The 14,802-nt window shown below is 68.1% G+C and carries 17 protein-coding genes and 1 pseudogene; 10 read left to right on the top strand and 8 right to left on the bottom strand.

Annotation, left to right across the window (positions count from 1 at the left end; genetic code table 11):
* Positions 1 to 35: 35 nt before the first annotated feature.
* Positions 36 to 1,439 carry a sensor histidine kinase gene (locus FH608_RS43325; RefSeq protein WP_139636849.1) on the top strand — a complete coding sequence of 468 codons (1,404 nt, stop codon included), beginning with the start codon at positions 36 to 38 and terminating at the stop codon, positions 1,437 to 1,439.
* A 135-nt stretch (positions 1,440 to 1,574) separates the two neighbouring features.
* Positions 1,575 to 1,913, top strand: a pseudogene (locus tag FH608_RS43320) (transposase); the annotation flags it as partial.
* A gap of 8 nt (positions 1,914 to 1,921) precedes the next feature.
* Here FH608_RS43320 and sigJ read toward each other — a convergent pair.
* Together sigJ and FH608_RS43310 are read right to left on the bottom strand one after the other, a co-directional pair.
* Positions 1,922 to 2,773 carry an RNA polymerase sigma factor SigJ gene (gene sigJ / locus FH608_RS43315; RefSeq protein ID WP_139636845.1) on the bottom strand — a complete coding sequence of 284 codons (852 nt, stop codon included), beginning with the start codon at positions 2,771 to 2,773 and terminating at the stop codon, positions 1,922 to 1,924.
* A gap of 11 nt (positions 2,774 to 2,784) precedes the next feature.
* Positions 2,785 to 3,363: a carboxymuconolactone decarboxylase family protein gene (locus FH608_RS43310; protein WP_139636843.1), complete on the bottom strand. Its 579-nt coding sequence runs from the start codon at positions 3,361 to 3,363 to the stop codon at positions 2,785 to 2,787.
* Between the two features lie 784 nt (positions 3,364 to 4,147).
* Between FH608_RS43310 and FH608_RS43300 the strand changes: the two genes are divergently transcribed.
* Both FH608_RS43300 and FH608_RS43295 read left to right on the top strand, forming a co-directional pair.
* A complete protein-coding gene (locus FH608_RS43300; RefSeq protein WP_139636841.1) occupies positions 4,148 to 4,534 on the top strand; it encodes a hypothetical protein in 387 nt (128 codons plus the stop codon).
* 98 nt (positions 4,535 to 4,632) lie between these two features.
* Positions 4,633 to 4,929: a hypothetical protein gene (locus FH608_RS43295; protein ID WP_139636839.1), complete on the top strand. Its 297-nt coding sequence runs from the start codon at positions 4,633 to 4,635 to the stop codon at positions 4,927 to 4,929.
* 294 nt (positions 4,930 to 5,223) lie between these two features.
* Here the strand turns inward: FH608_RS43295 and FH608_RS53445 are convergent, their stop codons facing one another.
* Together FH608_RS53445 and FH608_RS53440 are read right to left on the bottom strand one after the other, a co-directional pair.
* A complete protein-coding gene (locus FH608_RS53445; protein WP_226900432.1) occupies positions 5,224 to 5,550 on the bottom strand; it encodes a hypothetical protein in 327 nt (108 codons plus the stop codon).
* Between the two features lie 12 nt (positions 5,551 to 5,562).
* Complete coding sequence (locus tag FH608_RS53440) at positions 5,563 to 5,733, bottom strand: hypothetical protein (protein ID WP_226900431.1); 171 nt, start codon at positions 5,731 to 5,733, stop codon at positions 5,563 to 5,565.
* Between the two features lie 72 nt (positions 5,734 to 5,805).
* Here FH608_RS53440 and FH608_RS43285 point away from each other — a divergent pair, with 72 nt between their 5' ends.
* Complete coding sequence (locus tag FH608_RS43285) at positions 5,806 to 6,840, top strand: FAD-dependent oxidoreductase (RefSeq protein ID WP_139636837.1); 1,035 nt, start codon at positions 5,806 to 5,808, stop codon at positions 6,838 to 6,840.
* A 222-nt stretch (positions 6,841 to 7,062) separates the two neighbouring features.
* On the opposite strand, the gene FH608_RS54575 is transcribed toward FH608_RS43285, so the two are convergent.
* Positions 7,063 to 7,491 carry a transposase gene (locus tag FH608_RS54575; protein ID WP_226900443.1) on the bottom strand — a complete coding sequence of 143 codons (429 nt, stop codon included), beginning with the start codon at positions 7,489 to 7,491 and terminating at the stop codon, positions 7,063 to 7,065.
* Positions 7,492 to 7,842: 351 nt separating this feature from the next.
* On the opposite strand from FH608_RS54575, the gene FH608_RS43275 reads away from it, so the two are divergent.
* Complete coding sequence (locus FH608_RS43275) at positions 7,843 to 8,286, top strand: DUF4396 domain-containing protein (RefSeq protein WP_226900430.1); 444 nt, start codon at positions 7,843 to 7,845, stop codon at positions 8,284 to 8,286.
* 58 nt (positions 8,287 to 8,344) lie between these two features.
* Here FH608_RS43275 and FH608_RS53435 read toward each other — a convergent pair whose 3' ends face one another.
* Both FH608_RS53435 and FH608_RS53430 read right to left on the bottom strand, forming a co-directional pair.
* Positions 8,345 to 8,557 carry a hypothetical protein gene (locus FH608_RS53435; RefSeq protein ID WP_226900429.1) on the bottom strand — a complete coding sequence of 71 codons (213 nt, stop codon included), beginning with the start codon at positions 8,555 to 8,557 and terminating at the stop codon, positions 8,345 to 8,347.
* Entirely contained in the window at positions 8,558 to 8,791 is a 234-nt protein-coding gene (locus tag FH608_RS53430) for a MerR family transcriptional regulator (RefSeq protein WP_226900428.1), read from the bottom strand.
* Between the two features lie 45 nt (positions 8,792 to 8,836).
* On the opposite strand from FH608_RS53430, the gene FH608_RS43265 reads away from it, so the two are divergent.
* Positions 8,837 to 9,424 (top strand): class I SAM-dependent methyltransferase, encoded by a 588-nt coding sequence (locus tag FH608_RS43265; protein WP_139636831.1) that lies wholly within the window; start codon positions 8,837 to 8,839, stop codon positions 9,422 to 9,424.
* Positions 9,425 to 9,433: 9 nt separating this feature from the next.
* Here FH608_RS43265 and FH608_RS43260 read toward each other — a convergent pair whose 3' ends face one another.
* Positions 9,434 to 9,835, bottom strand: coding sequence for a four-helix bundle copper-binding protein (locus FH608_RS43260; protein ID WP_139636967.1), 402 nt, complete (start codon positions 9,833 to 9,835; stop codon positions 9,434 to 9,436).
* A 766-nt stretch (positions 9,836 to 10,601) separates the two neighbouring features.
* Here FH608_RS43260 and FH608_RS43255 point away from each other — a divergent pair.
* The 3 genes from FH608_RS43255 (at position 10,602) to FH608_RS43245 (ending at position 14,531) form a co-directional block, all read left to right on the top strand.
* On the top strand, positions 10,602 to 11,819 hold the full coding sequence (locus tag FH608_RS43255; RefSeq protein WP_193318951.1) for a GDSL-type esterase/lipase family protein: 1,218 nt from the start codon (positions 10,602 to 10,604) through the stop codon (positions 11,817 to 11,819).
* Positions 11,820 to 12,353: 534 nt separating this feature from the next.
* Entirely contained in the window at positions 12,354 to 12,938 is a 585-nt protein-coding gene (locus FH608_RS43250; RefSeq protein WP_226900427.1) for an EF-hand domain-containing protein, read from the top strand.
* A gap of 3 nt (positions 12,939 to 12,941) precedes the next feature.
* On the top strand, positions 12,942 to 14,531 hold the full coding sequence (locus FH608_RS43245) for an aldehyde dehydrogenase family protein (protein ID WP_139636827.1): 1,590 nt from the start codon (positions 12,942 to 12,944) through the stop codon (positions 14,529 to 14,531).
* Positions 14,532 to 14,802 lie beyond the last annotated feature (271 nt).

Here is a 14,802-nt window from a genome sequence, read left to right as displayed (position 1 = left end):
CACCGATTCGACGCCTTCTGGCCTTCGGAGGTGGCATGCCGATCCTTCCACGCCCGCGCTCCCTCCGGGCTCGGTGCACCCTCATCGCGGCGCTGTTCGCGATGAGCGTCCTGGTGGTACTCGGCGGGACGCTGGACCTGGCGATCCGCTACCGGATCCAGTCCGCCGACTTCCGTCAGGCCGAAGTGGTGGCCAGCCAATGGAGCCCGGTCGCCCGCGCCGGCGGGGTGCCGCATCCGATACCCGCTGACCCGGCCGTCCCCCTCATCCAGGTCGTGGACGTCCATGGCCGGGTCGTGAAGGCCAGCCGGGATGCCTCCGCGACCGTGCCGCTGAGCCGCCGCCGACCGCCGCCCTATGCCCGTTTCCAGCCCTACCGCGAGTGCCCGCCGAACGACCGGTGCCTGCTGCTGCACGCCATCCGCCTGACTCCGGCACCGGACGCGAGCGTCGTCTACGCCGGCTTCCCGGAGCCGGACCTGCTGGCCGCCCATAAGCTCGAGTACGCCATCGCGGCCGGGATCGCCGTGGTCACCGGGATCGCGGCCTGGACCGCATGGATGCTGGTGGGGCGCGCGCTGCGTCCGGTCGAGGCGATCAGGGCCAGAATCGCGCGGATCACGGTGAGCGACCTCAGCCTGCGCGTCCCGCAACCGCGGGGCAACGACGAGATCAGCCGGCTGGCCACCACCGCCAACCAGACCCTCACCCAGCTCGAGGGCGCGGTGGAGCAGTTGCGCCAGTTCGCCTCCACGACCAGCCACGAGCTGCGCACCCCGATCGCCGGGCTGCGCACGCAACTGGAGGAGGCGCTGCTCTATCCGGACGACGTCGACGCCCAGGCCGCGCTCAGGAACGCTCTGACCACCGCCGGCCGGCTGGATGCGATCGTCAACGACCTGCTGCTGCTCGCCCGTCTCCGGGCCGCCGATCCGCTGCCGCCGGAGAAGATCGATCTCGGCGAGCTCGTCGCCGCCGAGGCGAGCGCGCACTCCGCCGCGGTGCCTATCGACATCCACGCGCCTGCCGGGCTGGAGATCCGCGGCTCGCGCATGCAGCTGATCCGCGTGCTGGACAACCTCCTGGCCAACGCTCTGCGGCACGCCGAGTCCGCGGTGGAGGTCAGCGTCGAACCGGCCGACGACGGGGTCGCGGTCACGGTGACCGACGACGGGCCCGGCATCCCGCCGGCCCACCGCGAACGCGTCTTCGAACGGTTCGTCCGCCTCGACGACGGCCGCCGCCGCGACCCCGGCGGGAGCGGGCTCGGGTTGGCCATCTCGCGCGACATCGCCCACACCCACCACGGCACCCTCACGGTCGAGGACTCGCCGCGCGGGGCCAGGTTCGTGCTGTGGCTGCCGCTCGTCAGCGGAGGTCCCGCAACGGAGCGTCAGGGGCAGGCACCTGACGCGCACCTGGAGCAGGCGACGGTGTGATGACCTTCCGATCACCCGATCCGCTCGCCCCGCTACACCACCGACATGAGCGACGAAGAATGGCAGGTCATCAAGCCGCTGATGCCCTGGCCGGCCTGGTTACACGGCAACGGTGGATGACCCGAGGAGTACTGCCGTCGCCTGATCATGGACGCCATCCGGTACGTGGCAGACAACGGCTGCAAGTGGCGCAATCTGCCCGCCGACTTCCTGACGCCCTGGCGCACCGTCCATGCGATCTTCACTCGCTGGTGGCAGGACGGTGATCTCTACGCTCTCCACAACGACCTGCGCGAACAGGTCCGGACAGCCGAAGGACGCGAGCCGGAGCCCAGCGCCCAGGTCATGACGGCGCGATTGAGCTCGACCGCCGACGAGCCGGTGAGGCCGGCCCGCCGGTACGGCTCGGCGACCTGCGGCCAGTCGATCCGCTCGCGGGCCTGCAACGACGCGATCGCGGACTGGACGACGTAGTAGCGGGATCATCTGGCGAGTTGGGCCGGCTCCCCAAGCCGCGTCAGCTTCTGCGGGTTCGCTACCGCGTGGATCCGGCTCACCCGTCCGTTCTCGACTATCAGGCTCACCGCAGCCACTTGGCCGTCGGTCTCGATCCGGCCGGCGGGCGCGCCGTTGAGCCAGACGGCCGACACCGTTCGGTTCGGGCGCGCGAGCGACTCCGCTACGAGTTCGGCCCCATGGATCGGTGCCCGGGCGGCGGACGGGAGCCCGCCGCCGTCGACGATCAGGACCACGTCTGGCGCGAGAACCTCCATCAGCTCCTTCACCTGCCCGGTGCGCACCGCGGCCAGGAACCGTTCCACCACGATTTGTTGCTCCAACCGGCTCACCCGCACCCGGGGCTGCCGGGCGGCCACGCGGTCACGGGCCCGCCGGGCAATCTGCCGCACTGTGGCCGCGGACTTCTCGACGGCCTCGGCGATCTCGCCATAGGGCATCTCGAAGACTTCGCGGAGCACGAACACCGCACGTTCCGTCGGAGCGAGCGTTTCCAGTACGGTCAGCATCGCGATCGAGACGTTCTCCACAAGGTCGATGTCCTCGGCGACGTCAGGGCTGGTCAGCAGTGGTTCCGGCAGCCACTCGCCGACGTAGTCCTCGCGGATGCGCGACAGCGTGCGCAGGTGGTTGAGCGCTTGCCGGGTGACGAGCCGGACGAGGTAGGCCCGGGGGGCGTTCACCTGCGCGTGGTCGATATCGGCCCACCGGAGCCAGGACTCCTGCAGCACATCTTCCGCGTCGGTCGCCGACCCAAGCATCTCGTAGGCGACGGTGAACAGAAGGCTGCGGTGGGTGAGGAACGGGTCCTTGGTCATCGTGTCCCTGGTCACGCCGTCGGCGCCGCGCCTGACTTCTCCGGGACCTTGGCCAGCGGAATCTCGCAAGCTTCGGAGAAGCCCTGCGAGGTGACCCCGTTCGCCACATTGGCCCTGGTCGCCAGGTTGGCGTAGGCGATGTACGCGGTGAGCTCGACCATCGCCGCAGGGCCGAGCCGCTCCAGCAGACTCGCGTACTGCTCGTCGGTGACGGTCGGCGGCGTGTTCGACATGGCCTCGGCGTACCCCATCACGTCCCGCTCCAACGGGGTGAACACATCCGAGGTCCGCCAGCGCGGCACCTGGCTCGCCTTGGCCAGGTCCAGATCGTCGTTCTGTGCCTGGAAGTAGCCGACGTCGAGGCACCAACTGCAACCGATCTGTGCGGCGACGGCCATGTGCGCGAACGACTTGAGGCTCGCGTCGGCCGCATTCCACGCGCCTACTTTGCCGCCGAACTCCAAGTTGTCACGAGCGAGTGCGGGGCTGTTCCATAGCACCTCGACGTTCTCGGGCACGCTGCCGAATTGCCTGATCATGTTTTCCCTGAGGTCGGCGGGAAGCTCGGCCTTGGGAACGCGCAGCGCCATGACGTTCTCCCTGTAGGTGTGCGTTCTGGCTGTTCGACATGAAGACACCGCCGGGGCTCCGAATGTGACAGCGGAGCCGAGTGGTGATCGTTGCCGCTGCGGCACCCGTCCCCGGGGCCCACTCACGCCATCACCGGTTCCGCTCAGCCGCTCGGTGGAGGGGCTGGGCGTGACTTTTCGTTCCGCTACTTCTGTTCTGCGGTGATGTCGAATGCTGTCGAGCCCGTTCGTAGCCGAGGTGACACCGTCTCACTGTTGGTCGAGTCGGCTCTTGTCAATCGAGGTCAGGCGATCGGCGGCATCGGGGTCTGCTTCGCCGATGCGGTCCAGCAGGCGGTGCATGCAGCAGGGCGCGGAGAGCCTCGAAGTCCTCGGGGCTTGTCAGTTCGGCCCACCGTTCCTCGATCCGGTCTCCTGCGCCGGCCGCCGGCGACTGGACGGCTTTCCCCGTTCGGTGAGCACGATCAGCCGCGACCTGGCGTCGTGGGGATTCGGGCGGCGTTCCATGTAGCCCGCCCGTTCCAGGTGGTCGACCGATTGCCCCATGTCGTGGGAGGAGTTCCCCGCCGACGCCCGCCCGCTGTTCATATCGATGCGCGCACCCGGGGTCGGCGAGCAACTGATGCTGGACCAGAATGCTTCATCGAGCGGGCATTGCCGCACACCGTCCCCGGGCTGGTTGCGCTCGGACCGGGTGCTGCTGCGTCCCGCCCCGTCGCGTGAGGAATTCCTGCTGGCCGGCCCCTGTGGCGGACGTCCGCCCAAACACGGAGGCGAGTTCCGGATGAAGGACGAGACCAGCTGGGGCGAGCCAGCCCACCTCACGAGCACCGCGACCAGCCGGTACGGCACGGCGGTCGCCTCCTGCTGGGACCGGCTCCACCCCCGGCTGGGCCGCCGCAGCGCCTGGCGCCGGTTCGATCTTGAGCACACGTTCAGAATGTGGAAGCAGACCCTGGGCTGGGCCGTCCCGAAGATCCGCGACCCCTATGCCGCTGACCGCTGGACCTGGCTGATCATTATCGCCTACGCCCGGCTTCGTCTCGCTCGCCTGCTCGCCGGAGACCTGCGCCGCCCGTGGGAGAGGCCGCTGTCGCCCGAGCGGCTCACCCCCGCTCGCGTCCGGACCCTGATACCGAGCGTGGTGAGCTCCGCGTGGACCCGCCGGTAGCCCCAGCCGGGCTTCTCGCGAACCAGGCGCAGAATGAGGGCGCGGATGGAGCGGACCGTGGGCGGGAGCCCTGGCCGCCTCGACCGGCAGGTACGGGCATGACGCTGTCTTATGAGATCGCGGTGCCGGCGCAGGACGGTGTCTGGTCGGACGAGCAGCCGCAGCCGGCGCAGGAGATCGTAGGGCAGCGAGGTCAGAGGAGCGGCGAGAAGGGCCCAATCCTCGGGCGCGAATCTCACCCGGGCGTCATCGCCGAGTTGTCGCTGCAGAACGGTGATCTGGTGACGCCAGGCGAGAATCTCGACCTCCTTGTCCCGATCGCCCAAGGAGAGCAGCCGCAACGCGGCGAAGGCGTTCGTGACGGTCAAGTAGGCCAGGCGAAGGTGCACGACTGACACGTTCTTCTTCTCCTGATGGCCGGAGGCCGCGTACGCCGCGCGAAGGCGCGCATGGCCATGACGGGGGTGGATGTGATTGTCGGCAGGCGCAGAGGTCTCCACACGCCATGACGCAGACCTACCAGGATCACGCACCGTAGCGCAGCGAAACTCTCTGATCTCAACTCCATACAGCCCCTCGCTGGTTCAGGGAATACATCAACACGCTGATGCTGCAGGACGTGCGGGTCGAGCCTGATGGGCCAAGCTGCTCAAACCGCTGACCGCGGATCAGCTGATCACGGTGGTTTCTCACCAGGACAGTCGGCCGGCCTTCAGGTCGGCGATTACACCCCGCAGCCACGCGGCCTCCGCCTGGGCGACGGCGTGCAGGTACTCGAACTCCAGCATGCTCACCCGCTCGACCTCCTGCCCGGCCAGCCGGTTCTGCAGGTCCTGGATCTCCTTGTCCATCGCGTCGAGCCGTTGCTGGAGGATGCCTGCGGCGTCCTCGGCGGCGAGCATCAGCAGATGTGACAGGGCGGCCGGGAACTGCGCGAACTCCTGCTTTGGCACGGCCAGCATCTCGGTCAGCCACTCGACCGCGACCCGCCGCCCGGCCGAAGTGATCTCGTACACGGTGCGCTCGGGCTAGGCCTGATTGCGCTCGGTGCCCTGGACCGCCACCAACCCCTCGGTGGCCAGCCTTTCGATCACGCGATACAGGCTGGTCCGCTGGCCGACGTTTACCACGAGGTCCTTCCCCCATTGCCTGATCAACTGCTGCAGGCCGTACACGTGCTGCGGCTCGTACATGAGCATTCCGAGAACGGTGAGCGCGAGAGGTGTGCTTTCGCCCTGGACGCGCTCGACCTCGGCGACATCGTCCGCCCCTTGGGCAAGCCCATGACCGGCATCGTGTTACAGGACTGGAAGAGCGGCAGACTGGGCGAGTTCGGCAACCCGCCGGGCATCCCGCCGATGCTGTTCATGTTCCGCCACGACGTCTACCGCGTGCTGATGGCCGAGGCGGCCCGGCGCGGCATCCCCATCGAGTACGGCAAACGATTCGTCGACGCCAAGGAAGGCGACGACGGCGTTACGGCGCACTTCGCCGACGGCACGACGGCCGAGGGCGACATCCTCATCGGCGCCGATGGCATCCGCTCCGCGGTCCGTTCACTGATCGACCCCGACGCGCCCGGACCCAGGTACGCCGGGCTGATCAGCTTCGGCGCACTGATCAAGGAACCCGGAATCCCGTCCACCGAGGGCAAGATGAACATGCCGTTCGGCAAGAAGGGCTTCTTCGGCTATCAGGTCTTCGACGACGACACCAGTGTGTGGTTCGCCAACTTCCCCCAGGCAGAGCCCATGACGCCGGCACAGGTCCGGGAGACCAAGCCCGAGGAGTGGCTGCGCATCCTGACCGAGGCCTACGCGGCCGACCGCACCCCTGCCGCCCAGCTGATGGCCGCGACCCGCCCCGACGAGCTGATCGTCGTAGGCCCGATGGAGAACATGCCGCGCGTGCCGGCCTGGAGCAAGGGCCGGATGGTCCTGGTCGGCGACTCGGTGCACGCCCCCTCCTCCAGCTCGGGGCAGGGCGCGTCACTGGCCATCGAAAGCGCGATCGAGCTGGCCCGATGCCTGCGCGATCAGCCGTATGCCGAGGCGTTCGCGACGTACGAGAAGAACCGCCGGCCGCGCGTGGAGAAGGTCATCGCCGCCACGAACCGCAAGAACAGTGCCAAGGCCGCAGGACCGGTCATGCGTATCATCAACGCGTGGGCCATCAAGACCTTCTCCAAGCTGGCCAAACCCGAGAAGATGGCCTGGGTCTTCCACCACCGGGTCGACTGGGACAGCCCGGCCGCTCCAGGCCTCGGCAATGTGCCGGAGGACGCCCGGATAATCGGGCCGAAGTGATCCTGATCGAGAACGACCCGGCCGACGCCGCGGGACCTGAAGCGGTACCGGAGCCGGCACGTATCTCGTGATCTGAGCGACAGACGGGCCATCATCGCGCGGCGAGGATGAGCTGAGCACAGCCTTGACGTGAGGCGGGGCCAGGCATTGTCGCCGAACAGCCGGGCGTGTAGGGCGTCAAAACTCGCGTGCATGGTTTGAGCTGAGGTTTCTGCGACCGAGCTATGCGGCTCGGCGATACTCGTTGATCACTCCCCCGAGTATCGCGTGGCGTTCGATCCAGCCTTTCAGTGACACCACTACATGCTCATTGTGATCGGATGGTCGCTGTCCACGGCCCTGATGCGGCGGATGCGCGTTGTAGTGATCGAGATACTCGTTCAGGACCACGCGCAGATGACGTTCGCCGTAGATCAGCATTCGGTCGGTGCACTCGCCGCGTATCGTCCGGATCCAGCGCTCGGCGTAGCAGTTCGTCCTTGGTGTCCGCGGCGGCGATTCAGCCTGGAAGAGATCCACGAGATGATGGCCACCTCGGACGCGGCCGAACGACGCACCGCCCTGCTGCGCCGCCGGGAGGAGCTGGCCCGGCACATCGCCGAGGCACAGGCGTCTCTTGACCTCATCGACTGTGCGCTGGACTGCGATCATGAGGATCTGGCCGGTTGTCCCCACTTTCAGTCCATGATCGCGGAGCGGCTCTCTCCATCGCCCCCACCACACGACCGAGTGAACAAGGTGCTCATGCGCTCCGAGCCTCTCGAGCCGCGACCGACCCGTCCAAGTCCGGATCAAAAACGCAAACGCTCATGACAGGGCGCGGGACGCATCGTCCCAGCCTTCCCGGATACCCCCCTGCCGTATATAGTCTGGGCTTTCCGACTAAGGAGCGTTTTCATGGACCACAGCGGTCACCATCACGCAACCCCTGAGCCCACTCCACCCTCCGGGCACGAGCACGTTCACCATGCGACCGAATCCGCCGGGCAGGATCGCCTGCCCGTGGCCACCTGGCCGATGGCCGCGCAGGCAACGCTGCACTGCCTGACCGGGTGTGCCATCGGCGAGGTGCTCGGCATGGTCATCGGCACCGCCGCCGGCCTGTCCAACCTCGCCACCGTGGTGCTGTCCGTTGCGCTGGCCTTCGTGTTCGGCTATGCGCTGACCATGCGGGGCGTGTTGCGGGCGGGGGTCGACTTGCGTACGGCGTTGAAGGTCGCGCTGGCCGCCGACACCGTGTCCATCGCGATCATGGAGATCCTGGACAACACGGTCATGCTGGTGGTGCCCGGCGCCATGGACGCGGGCCTGGCCAATTGGCTGTTCTGGGTGGCGCTGGCCGGGTCGCTGCTGGTGGCCTTCGTGCTGACGACACCGGTGAACAAGTGGCTGATCTCCCGCGGCAAGGGGCACGCGGTGACGCACCAGTACCACCACGGCCACTGAGAACCGCCCTTGACATGCGTGAGGGAGCCCTACCCCCGGCCGGCTTCTGCCCGACGGATCATCTAATCGCGTTGTCCTGATCATCCACGTGTTCTTCGGCCAGTTCCTCGAACGTTCCGCCGGTGAACAACCGGTCCAGGACGCCGACCAGATGCGGGCACTCGCTCGTGGGATGGTCGGCGGGGCAGGTCAGCGCCTCTGAGAGGAACTTCCGGGCTCCCTGGGCTCGCTCGATCAGTGCTTCCAGCTCGACGATCTGGTCCCGTACCATCTAGCGCCACTGCTCGCCCGACTCGTCCATGACGGCGGCGGCGGTGTCGAGCCGGACCCCAAGCCGCTGCATCAGGGCGACCAGGGCGAGACGGCGCAGCTCGGCCTGTCCGTACATCCGCTTGCCGGAGTGTCGAGCGGCCGGCCGTACCAGACCTCGTTCCTCGTAGTAGCGCAGAGCCGAAGCGTTGAGGTCGAGGCGGCGGGCGGCCTCACCTATCGAGATGAGCTCCATGCGTCCATTTGACTTCAAGCCCGGTTGAACCGCGAACCTGGGGGCATGGCCACCGACGAAATCCAGTCCTGGGCGTACGACGAGCCCATCCGCTCTCCGTTCGCCCTTCCGCGAGGAGCGCTCGGACGTCTGGCGGGGCGGCTCATGTTGTGGCTCAACGATCCGGGCGAGCTCGTGACGCTCATCGGGAAACAGGGCAGCGTGCTGGAAGTGGGATGCGGTCCGGGCGGTCTGCTGCGGCACATCGACGCCGATCGAGTCTGCGGCATCGACCCCTCACCCGACATGCTCCAGTTGGCGGCCCGGCACAACCGCGGACGCGACATCGACCTACGGCTCGGCACCGCGGCGGACACGGGCCATCCCGACCGCAGCTTCGATGTCGTGGTCTCGGTGAACAACGTGGCGATGTGGCCGGATCTGGAGGCAGGCGTCCGCGAGTTGCGCCGCGTGACCCGGCCACGTGGCAGGCTGCTCATCGCCTGGCACAGCGCCACCGGCAGCTCACCGATCGCCAGGAAGAACTCCCTGGCTGAGGAGAAGCTGGCGCGGATCGCTCAGGCCCTGGGCGAGCCGACGCGGCGCCATGAGCTCAGGAATCTGACCGTCTTCGAACGGCGCTGCCCAGGCTAGGCGAGGTCCTCAGCCGAGGGCGCCGAGCAGGTCGCGGCAGGCGCGTTCGCAGGCGCGACAGGCCTCGGCGCAGACGGCGCAGTGGCGGTGCCGCGTGTGCCGCTCGCACTCGTCGCCGCACGCCTTGCACGCCTGCGCGCAGGCCTGGAGGATGGCGCGCGTCATGTGGGCGTCGTATCCGGTGTGCCGGGAGAGGACCCGGGCGGTGGTCTCGCAGATGTCGGCGCAGTCGAGGTCGGTACGGACACACTTGGTCAGCTCGGCGACCATGTCCTCGCTGAGACAGGCGTCCGCGCACGCCGTACAGGCCTGGGCGCACCGCACGCATGCTTCGATACAGCTGGTGAGGCGCGCCTGATCGACGCCGCCCAGATCCTTGGGATAGGTGGAGAGCATCTCGGCTACTTGCAGGGTCATGTTCGGCCCTCGTTTCCCGACCGCTGATGGACCAACCGGATCTACCCGGGGTGGGGAATGGCTAACGACCGGAACCAAGCAAGTGCGTACAACTTCTGGTCGGCACATGCGAGCGCACGCCATCGCAGGAGAACATGCCGTCCCGCAATCGTTCATGCCGATGCGGCACTCGAGGAACAGCAACCGTGGGCCCTCGGGCGACGGAGGGCCCTGTCGGCTGCCCGGCGCGCTCAGGCATCGCATGCAGGGCAGAGTCTCCTCACTCAAACGATACATCAACACACAGTTATCAATGACTACTCTAAGTGTTCGCATGTTCGGCGGAAAGGAAGTGTCATGTACCTGCCCATCCCACCCACCCCCCGGCTCCCGGCCGCCCTGAGCACCGCCTGAACGGCCACCTGCCCTGCCCCCGGCCGTAGCCACCCGCTCCCCCGGCCCCGCCTCGTCTCATGTGTCCCGCATGAGCCGGGAAACAGGATGAGCGTGCGTGCGTGCTTCCATGCCTGGAGGAACGGCACCGCCATCGTCGAACACCTCGGCCTGGACGGCAGCTCCACCCGCCGCTGTACGCGCTCAGCGCCCGGTACCGGCGGCTCCCCCCGAACCGGACACGTGTTCGCACCACCCACTCTCACCTGAGAAAGCAGCCAACGGATCTCCAGCAGCCCCGAACGCCGAGATCAGGCATGCGTTTGCGTACTTCCACACGCCGAAGGCCGACTCAGAGGCGTTTCCCACTCACAGTGAAGGAACAGCAGTGAGCTTTACCACCCCGCAGCATCCCCGCAGTGCTCCCGCCGCTCCCCGCCGCCTGCGCCGTGCCGGGTACGCTGGCCGGGTCCTGGCACTCCTGGTGCTGAGCGGCACAGCCCTGGCCGTTCCCGCACCCGCCCATGCCCAGGAAGCCGGGCAGGTGGCGGTGTCCTTGGGAGACAGCTTCATCTCCGGCGAGGCGGGTCGATGGTGGGGCAACAGCACGGTGGCCGCCGCCGCGGGCTGCACCCGCGGCGGAACCGACCGGGCCGCCTATCGCAAGCGGTTGATCTGCCGCTACGACCCCCAGCGGGTCTATGGCGACACGGCCGTGCACGGAGCGGGCACCGGATGTCACCGCTCCGATGTGGCCGAGATCACCGGGCTGCGCCAGGCCGGGTTCACCCCGGTCAACCTGGCCTGCTCGGGCGCGGAGACCCGGCACGTCATCGACGAGGCGTTCAAGGAGAACACCACCTCCCAAGCCGACCTGCTGGCCGAGGTCGCCGCCACCCGGCAGGTCGAGGCGGTCGTGCTGTCGATCGGCGGCAACGACCTGAACCTGTCCGGGATGCTGCGCCGCTGCGCCGCCCTGTACATGGCGGGCGACAAACGCTCCTGCGCCTCCACGGGCGAGGGCGACCGGTTTCTCGCCGCGCTACCGGCGACGGAGCAGCAGGTGACCCTGGCGGTGCAGAAGATCCGCCAAGTGATGCGCCAGGCACCGGCCCGCTCCGCCGGCTACCGGCTGATCCTGCAGTCCTATCCCTCCCCGGTGCCCTCCTCGTCCCGGGTGCGCTACGGCGAGGGCAGCGGCGGCAAGACCGCCACGCGTACGCTCGTGGGCGGCTGCCCGCTGTGGGACGCCGACTTCGACCTGATGCACGACACCCTGGCACCCGCGATCGACGCCATGCTGCGACGGGTCGCCACCGCGACCGGTGCGGAGTTCTTGAGCATGCTGGGCGCCGTGGAGGGCCACGCGTTGTGCGAGCGGGGCACCGGCCAAGCCGGCACGCTGGACGACGCCGCCGAACTGGGCGACACGATGGAGTGGGTACGGTACGGCACCGTCGGCGCGAAGATCAGCCAGGGACACCAGCAGGAGGCCATGCACCCCAACGCATTCGGCCAGCAGGCGCTCGGCCGCTGCCTGCTGTCCCTCTACCGCAACCCCGGCACCCAGCCCTGCGACGCGGACACGCCCAGGAGCCAGACGTGATCCATTCCACGGCCTGCGCATAGTTCGACCACCCTCATCGAACTCGCCAGCGCCCGCGTCATCCGAGGCGGGCGCTGCAAGGGCCCGGTGTGGAACACCGTGTCGATGGACACATCCTGGCGAATCGTCCTCATGCGCCATGCCAAAGCCGAATGGAAGTCACCAGAGAACGGCATGGCAAGGCTGGTCGCCTTCTGGGCCCCACGCTTGATCTGTGCGCGAAAGGCAAAAGCGTAGCCAGAACTCAGTGGCGGCGACGCCATCGAGCGAGGCCGCTGCGTCCATCCGACAAGAGCGGTGGGCCGCCTTCCCGCGCCCAGGTTGCCGGATGTCCGGCGGGCGGTGGCCACTCTGGTCGGTCTGTACGAGGACCCTGGCGAAGGCGCCCGACATGACGCGACGCTACTGCGGGCCCATCTGTCGTTCGTCGGATCCGGACCCTGGCCGGGCGGAGACACCAGCATAACCATGAGTTTCACTGTCGGTGACGATATGAATACAAAGAGGGAAGGGCTGGTTGCTGATGTAACTGGCGTGACGATCTCCGACGGAAGGCCGGCCATGCAAACCCTGGACCTGATGACCCGCAAGATCGATATCTGTTTCGGACATCTCGACGTCGACGGCAACGGCACGGTCGAACGGGACGACCTGCTCGGAGTCGGCTCGCGCCTGGTGGCCCAGTTCGGCGAGTCCCCGACCTCGCCGAAGGCGACCGCCATGGCAGCGGGGATGGTCCGGTTCTGGGAGGCGCTGTGCTCGGCCGCCGATGTCGACGGCGACGGGCGGCTCACTCTTCAGGAGTACCGGACGGGCATGACGCGAGCGTTCGTCGACGATCCCACTGGCTTCGACCGGGCGTTCCTGCCCATGGCCGAGGCGTTGTGCGGGCTCTTGGACACCGATGGCGACGGCACGGTCAGCCGCCAGGAGTTCGCCGAGTTCCACAAGGTGATGCGCACCTCCGTGAACAACGCCGACCTGGCCTTCAGCAAACTGGACACCGATGGCAGCGCTTCTCTGAGCGTCACCGAGCTGCTGGCCGCCATGCGCGACTACTACAGCAACCCCGATGAGAGCGCCGACGCGCTCGGACACTGGCTGTTCGGCAGGGTTTAAGGCGTGCTGCGCAGCTACCGGCCGCTGGTCGGCGGCCAACTGGTGGATGGCGCCGGATGGGTGCATTGGGTGCGGGCCGGGGACGCGCTCGAGGCGCCGTACGACATGGCGGCGCTGAAGGCGACGCTGGACACCGGCGCGGCCGGCCCCGATGCGCTTACCCACCCGTCCCTGGTCGGCAGGGTCGCGCTGAGCGGCCCCGGCCAGCGCCGTCAGGCTCTGGACGCCGCCCGCGCCCATCAGCCGGCCTGGGGCAGGGTCCCGCTGGCCGAGCGCGTGGGCTTCGTGACCGCCTTCCACCAGGTGCTGCGCGCCCGCCAGGATGAGCTGCTGGATCTTCTGGTCGCGGAGGGCCATCCGGTACGCGTCGCGCGGATGGAGATCTCCACCATGCTGGCGGCGGTGCACCCCAGGACCGTCACCGTCGCGGCCAGGTTGATGAGCTGTGATCATGGGGTCAACGGCCGCAGGATCGAGCTGGTACGCAAGCCGGACGGCGTGGTCGGCCTGATCCCGGCCCGCAACGCCGCCGCCGCGACCCTGGTGTTCTCCGCGGTGACGACCTTGGCCGCGGGCAACGCGGTCGTGGTCGATCTGCCGCCGAGCGCCCCGCTCAGCGCGGCGTTCGTCTGCCATGAGCTGATCGCGCCCTTGCTGGCCGGCCATGCCCGCGTGTTCAGTGCGTTGTGTGCCCCCGTGCGGGAGGTGGTGCCGGAGTGGCTGGACAGTCCGAACCTTGACGACATCTACTACTTCGGCCCGTCCTGCCGGGGGCTGGAGCTGGCTGCGGACTGCCTGCGGCACGGCAAGAAGCCGATCCTGGAACTGTCGGCGAATGACACCGTGGTGGTGTGGCAGGACGCTCGCCTGGACCCGGCGATCACAGCCATGCTGGAGGCCTTCTACGCGTCGGGACAGATCTGCCTGACTCCCAACCGTGCCGTGCTGCACTCCGAGATCGCCGATGAGGTGCTCAAAGGACTGCAGCGGGAGATCGAACGGCTGGCCGTGGGACGCCCGGAACGTCCGGACGTCATTCTCAGCCCGGTCGTGCGGCGCGCGGAGTTCACCGAGGTCGTCGCGGAGGCGGTCGGTGCGGGGGCGACGCTGGTGACCGGCGGAGAGTTCGTCGACGTCCACGAGGTGCCACGCGCGCGAGGACCGTTCATCCGGCCCGCCCTGCTGCGGGTGGACGGACTGCAGCAAGCACGAACGCTGCGCGCGGCCTGCGAGGAGACCTTCTACCCCTTGCTGACCGCGGTGATCGCCGACCCACCCCGTATCGACGACGTGATCGCCTTCCTCAACGCCAACCGCTACGGGCTGCGCAACTCCCTGTGGGCCACCGATCGCGCCGTCATCACCGCCTTCGCGACGGAAGTACGCAACGGGGGCACCTTGAAGATCAATGACAGCCATCTGGGCCCCGTCCCGCTGCTACCCATCGACGGCGGCACCGCGCGCACCGGCGGTCCTGGTGGAGAGGCCAACCTGCCGATGCTGCGTACCACACATCTGCAAGGAATCAGCACCGCGATGGACGTGCCGGACGAGCTGCTCTTCGACTACTTCTCCGCGGTGGCGGACGACTGATCGGCGAGAGGGCGGGAGCCTGGTCGACGCACACGGGCGGTTCAGGTCCTGTGGGCTCCAGGTGCCAAGGCGTCGCAAGATGCCAGAAGACCTTGACGGTGACCACCGCCGAGCGGATTCTGTGTACGGCCAGATCGAGATAGCGCTCCGTCCAGGCGGACGGCTGCCGTTGGCCGGATCGAGGCGCTCGGGACGCCTGGCCACCTCGGTAAAGTGATTGTGGCGGTGATCCTATCTCTCGGCCGAAACGGCCGAGAGATAGGCGGCGCGG

This window comes from Nonomuraea phyllanthi (assembly GCF_006334985.2).
Classification (GTDB): domain Bacteria; phylum Actinomycetota; class Actinomycetes; order Streptosporangiales; family Streptosporangiaceae; genus Nonomuraea; species Nonomuraea phyllanthi.
This window is presented reverse-complemented; position numbering and strand designations above follow the sequence as displayed.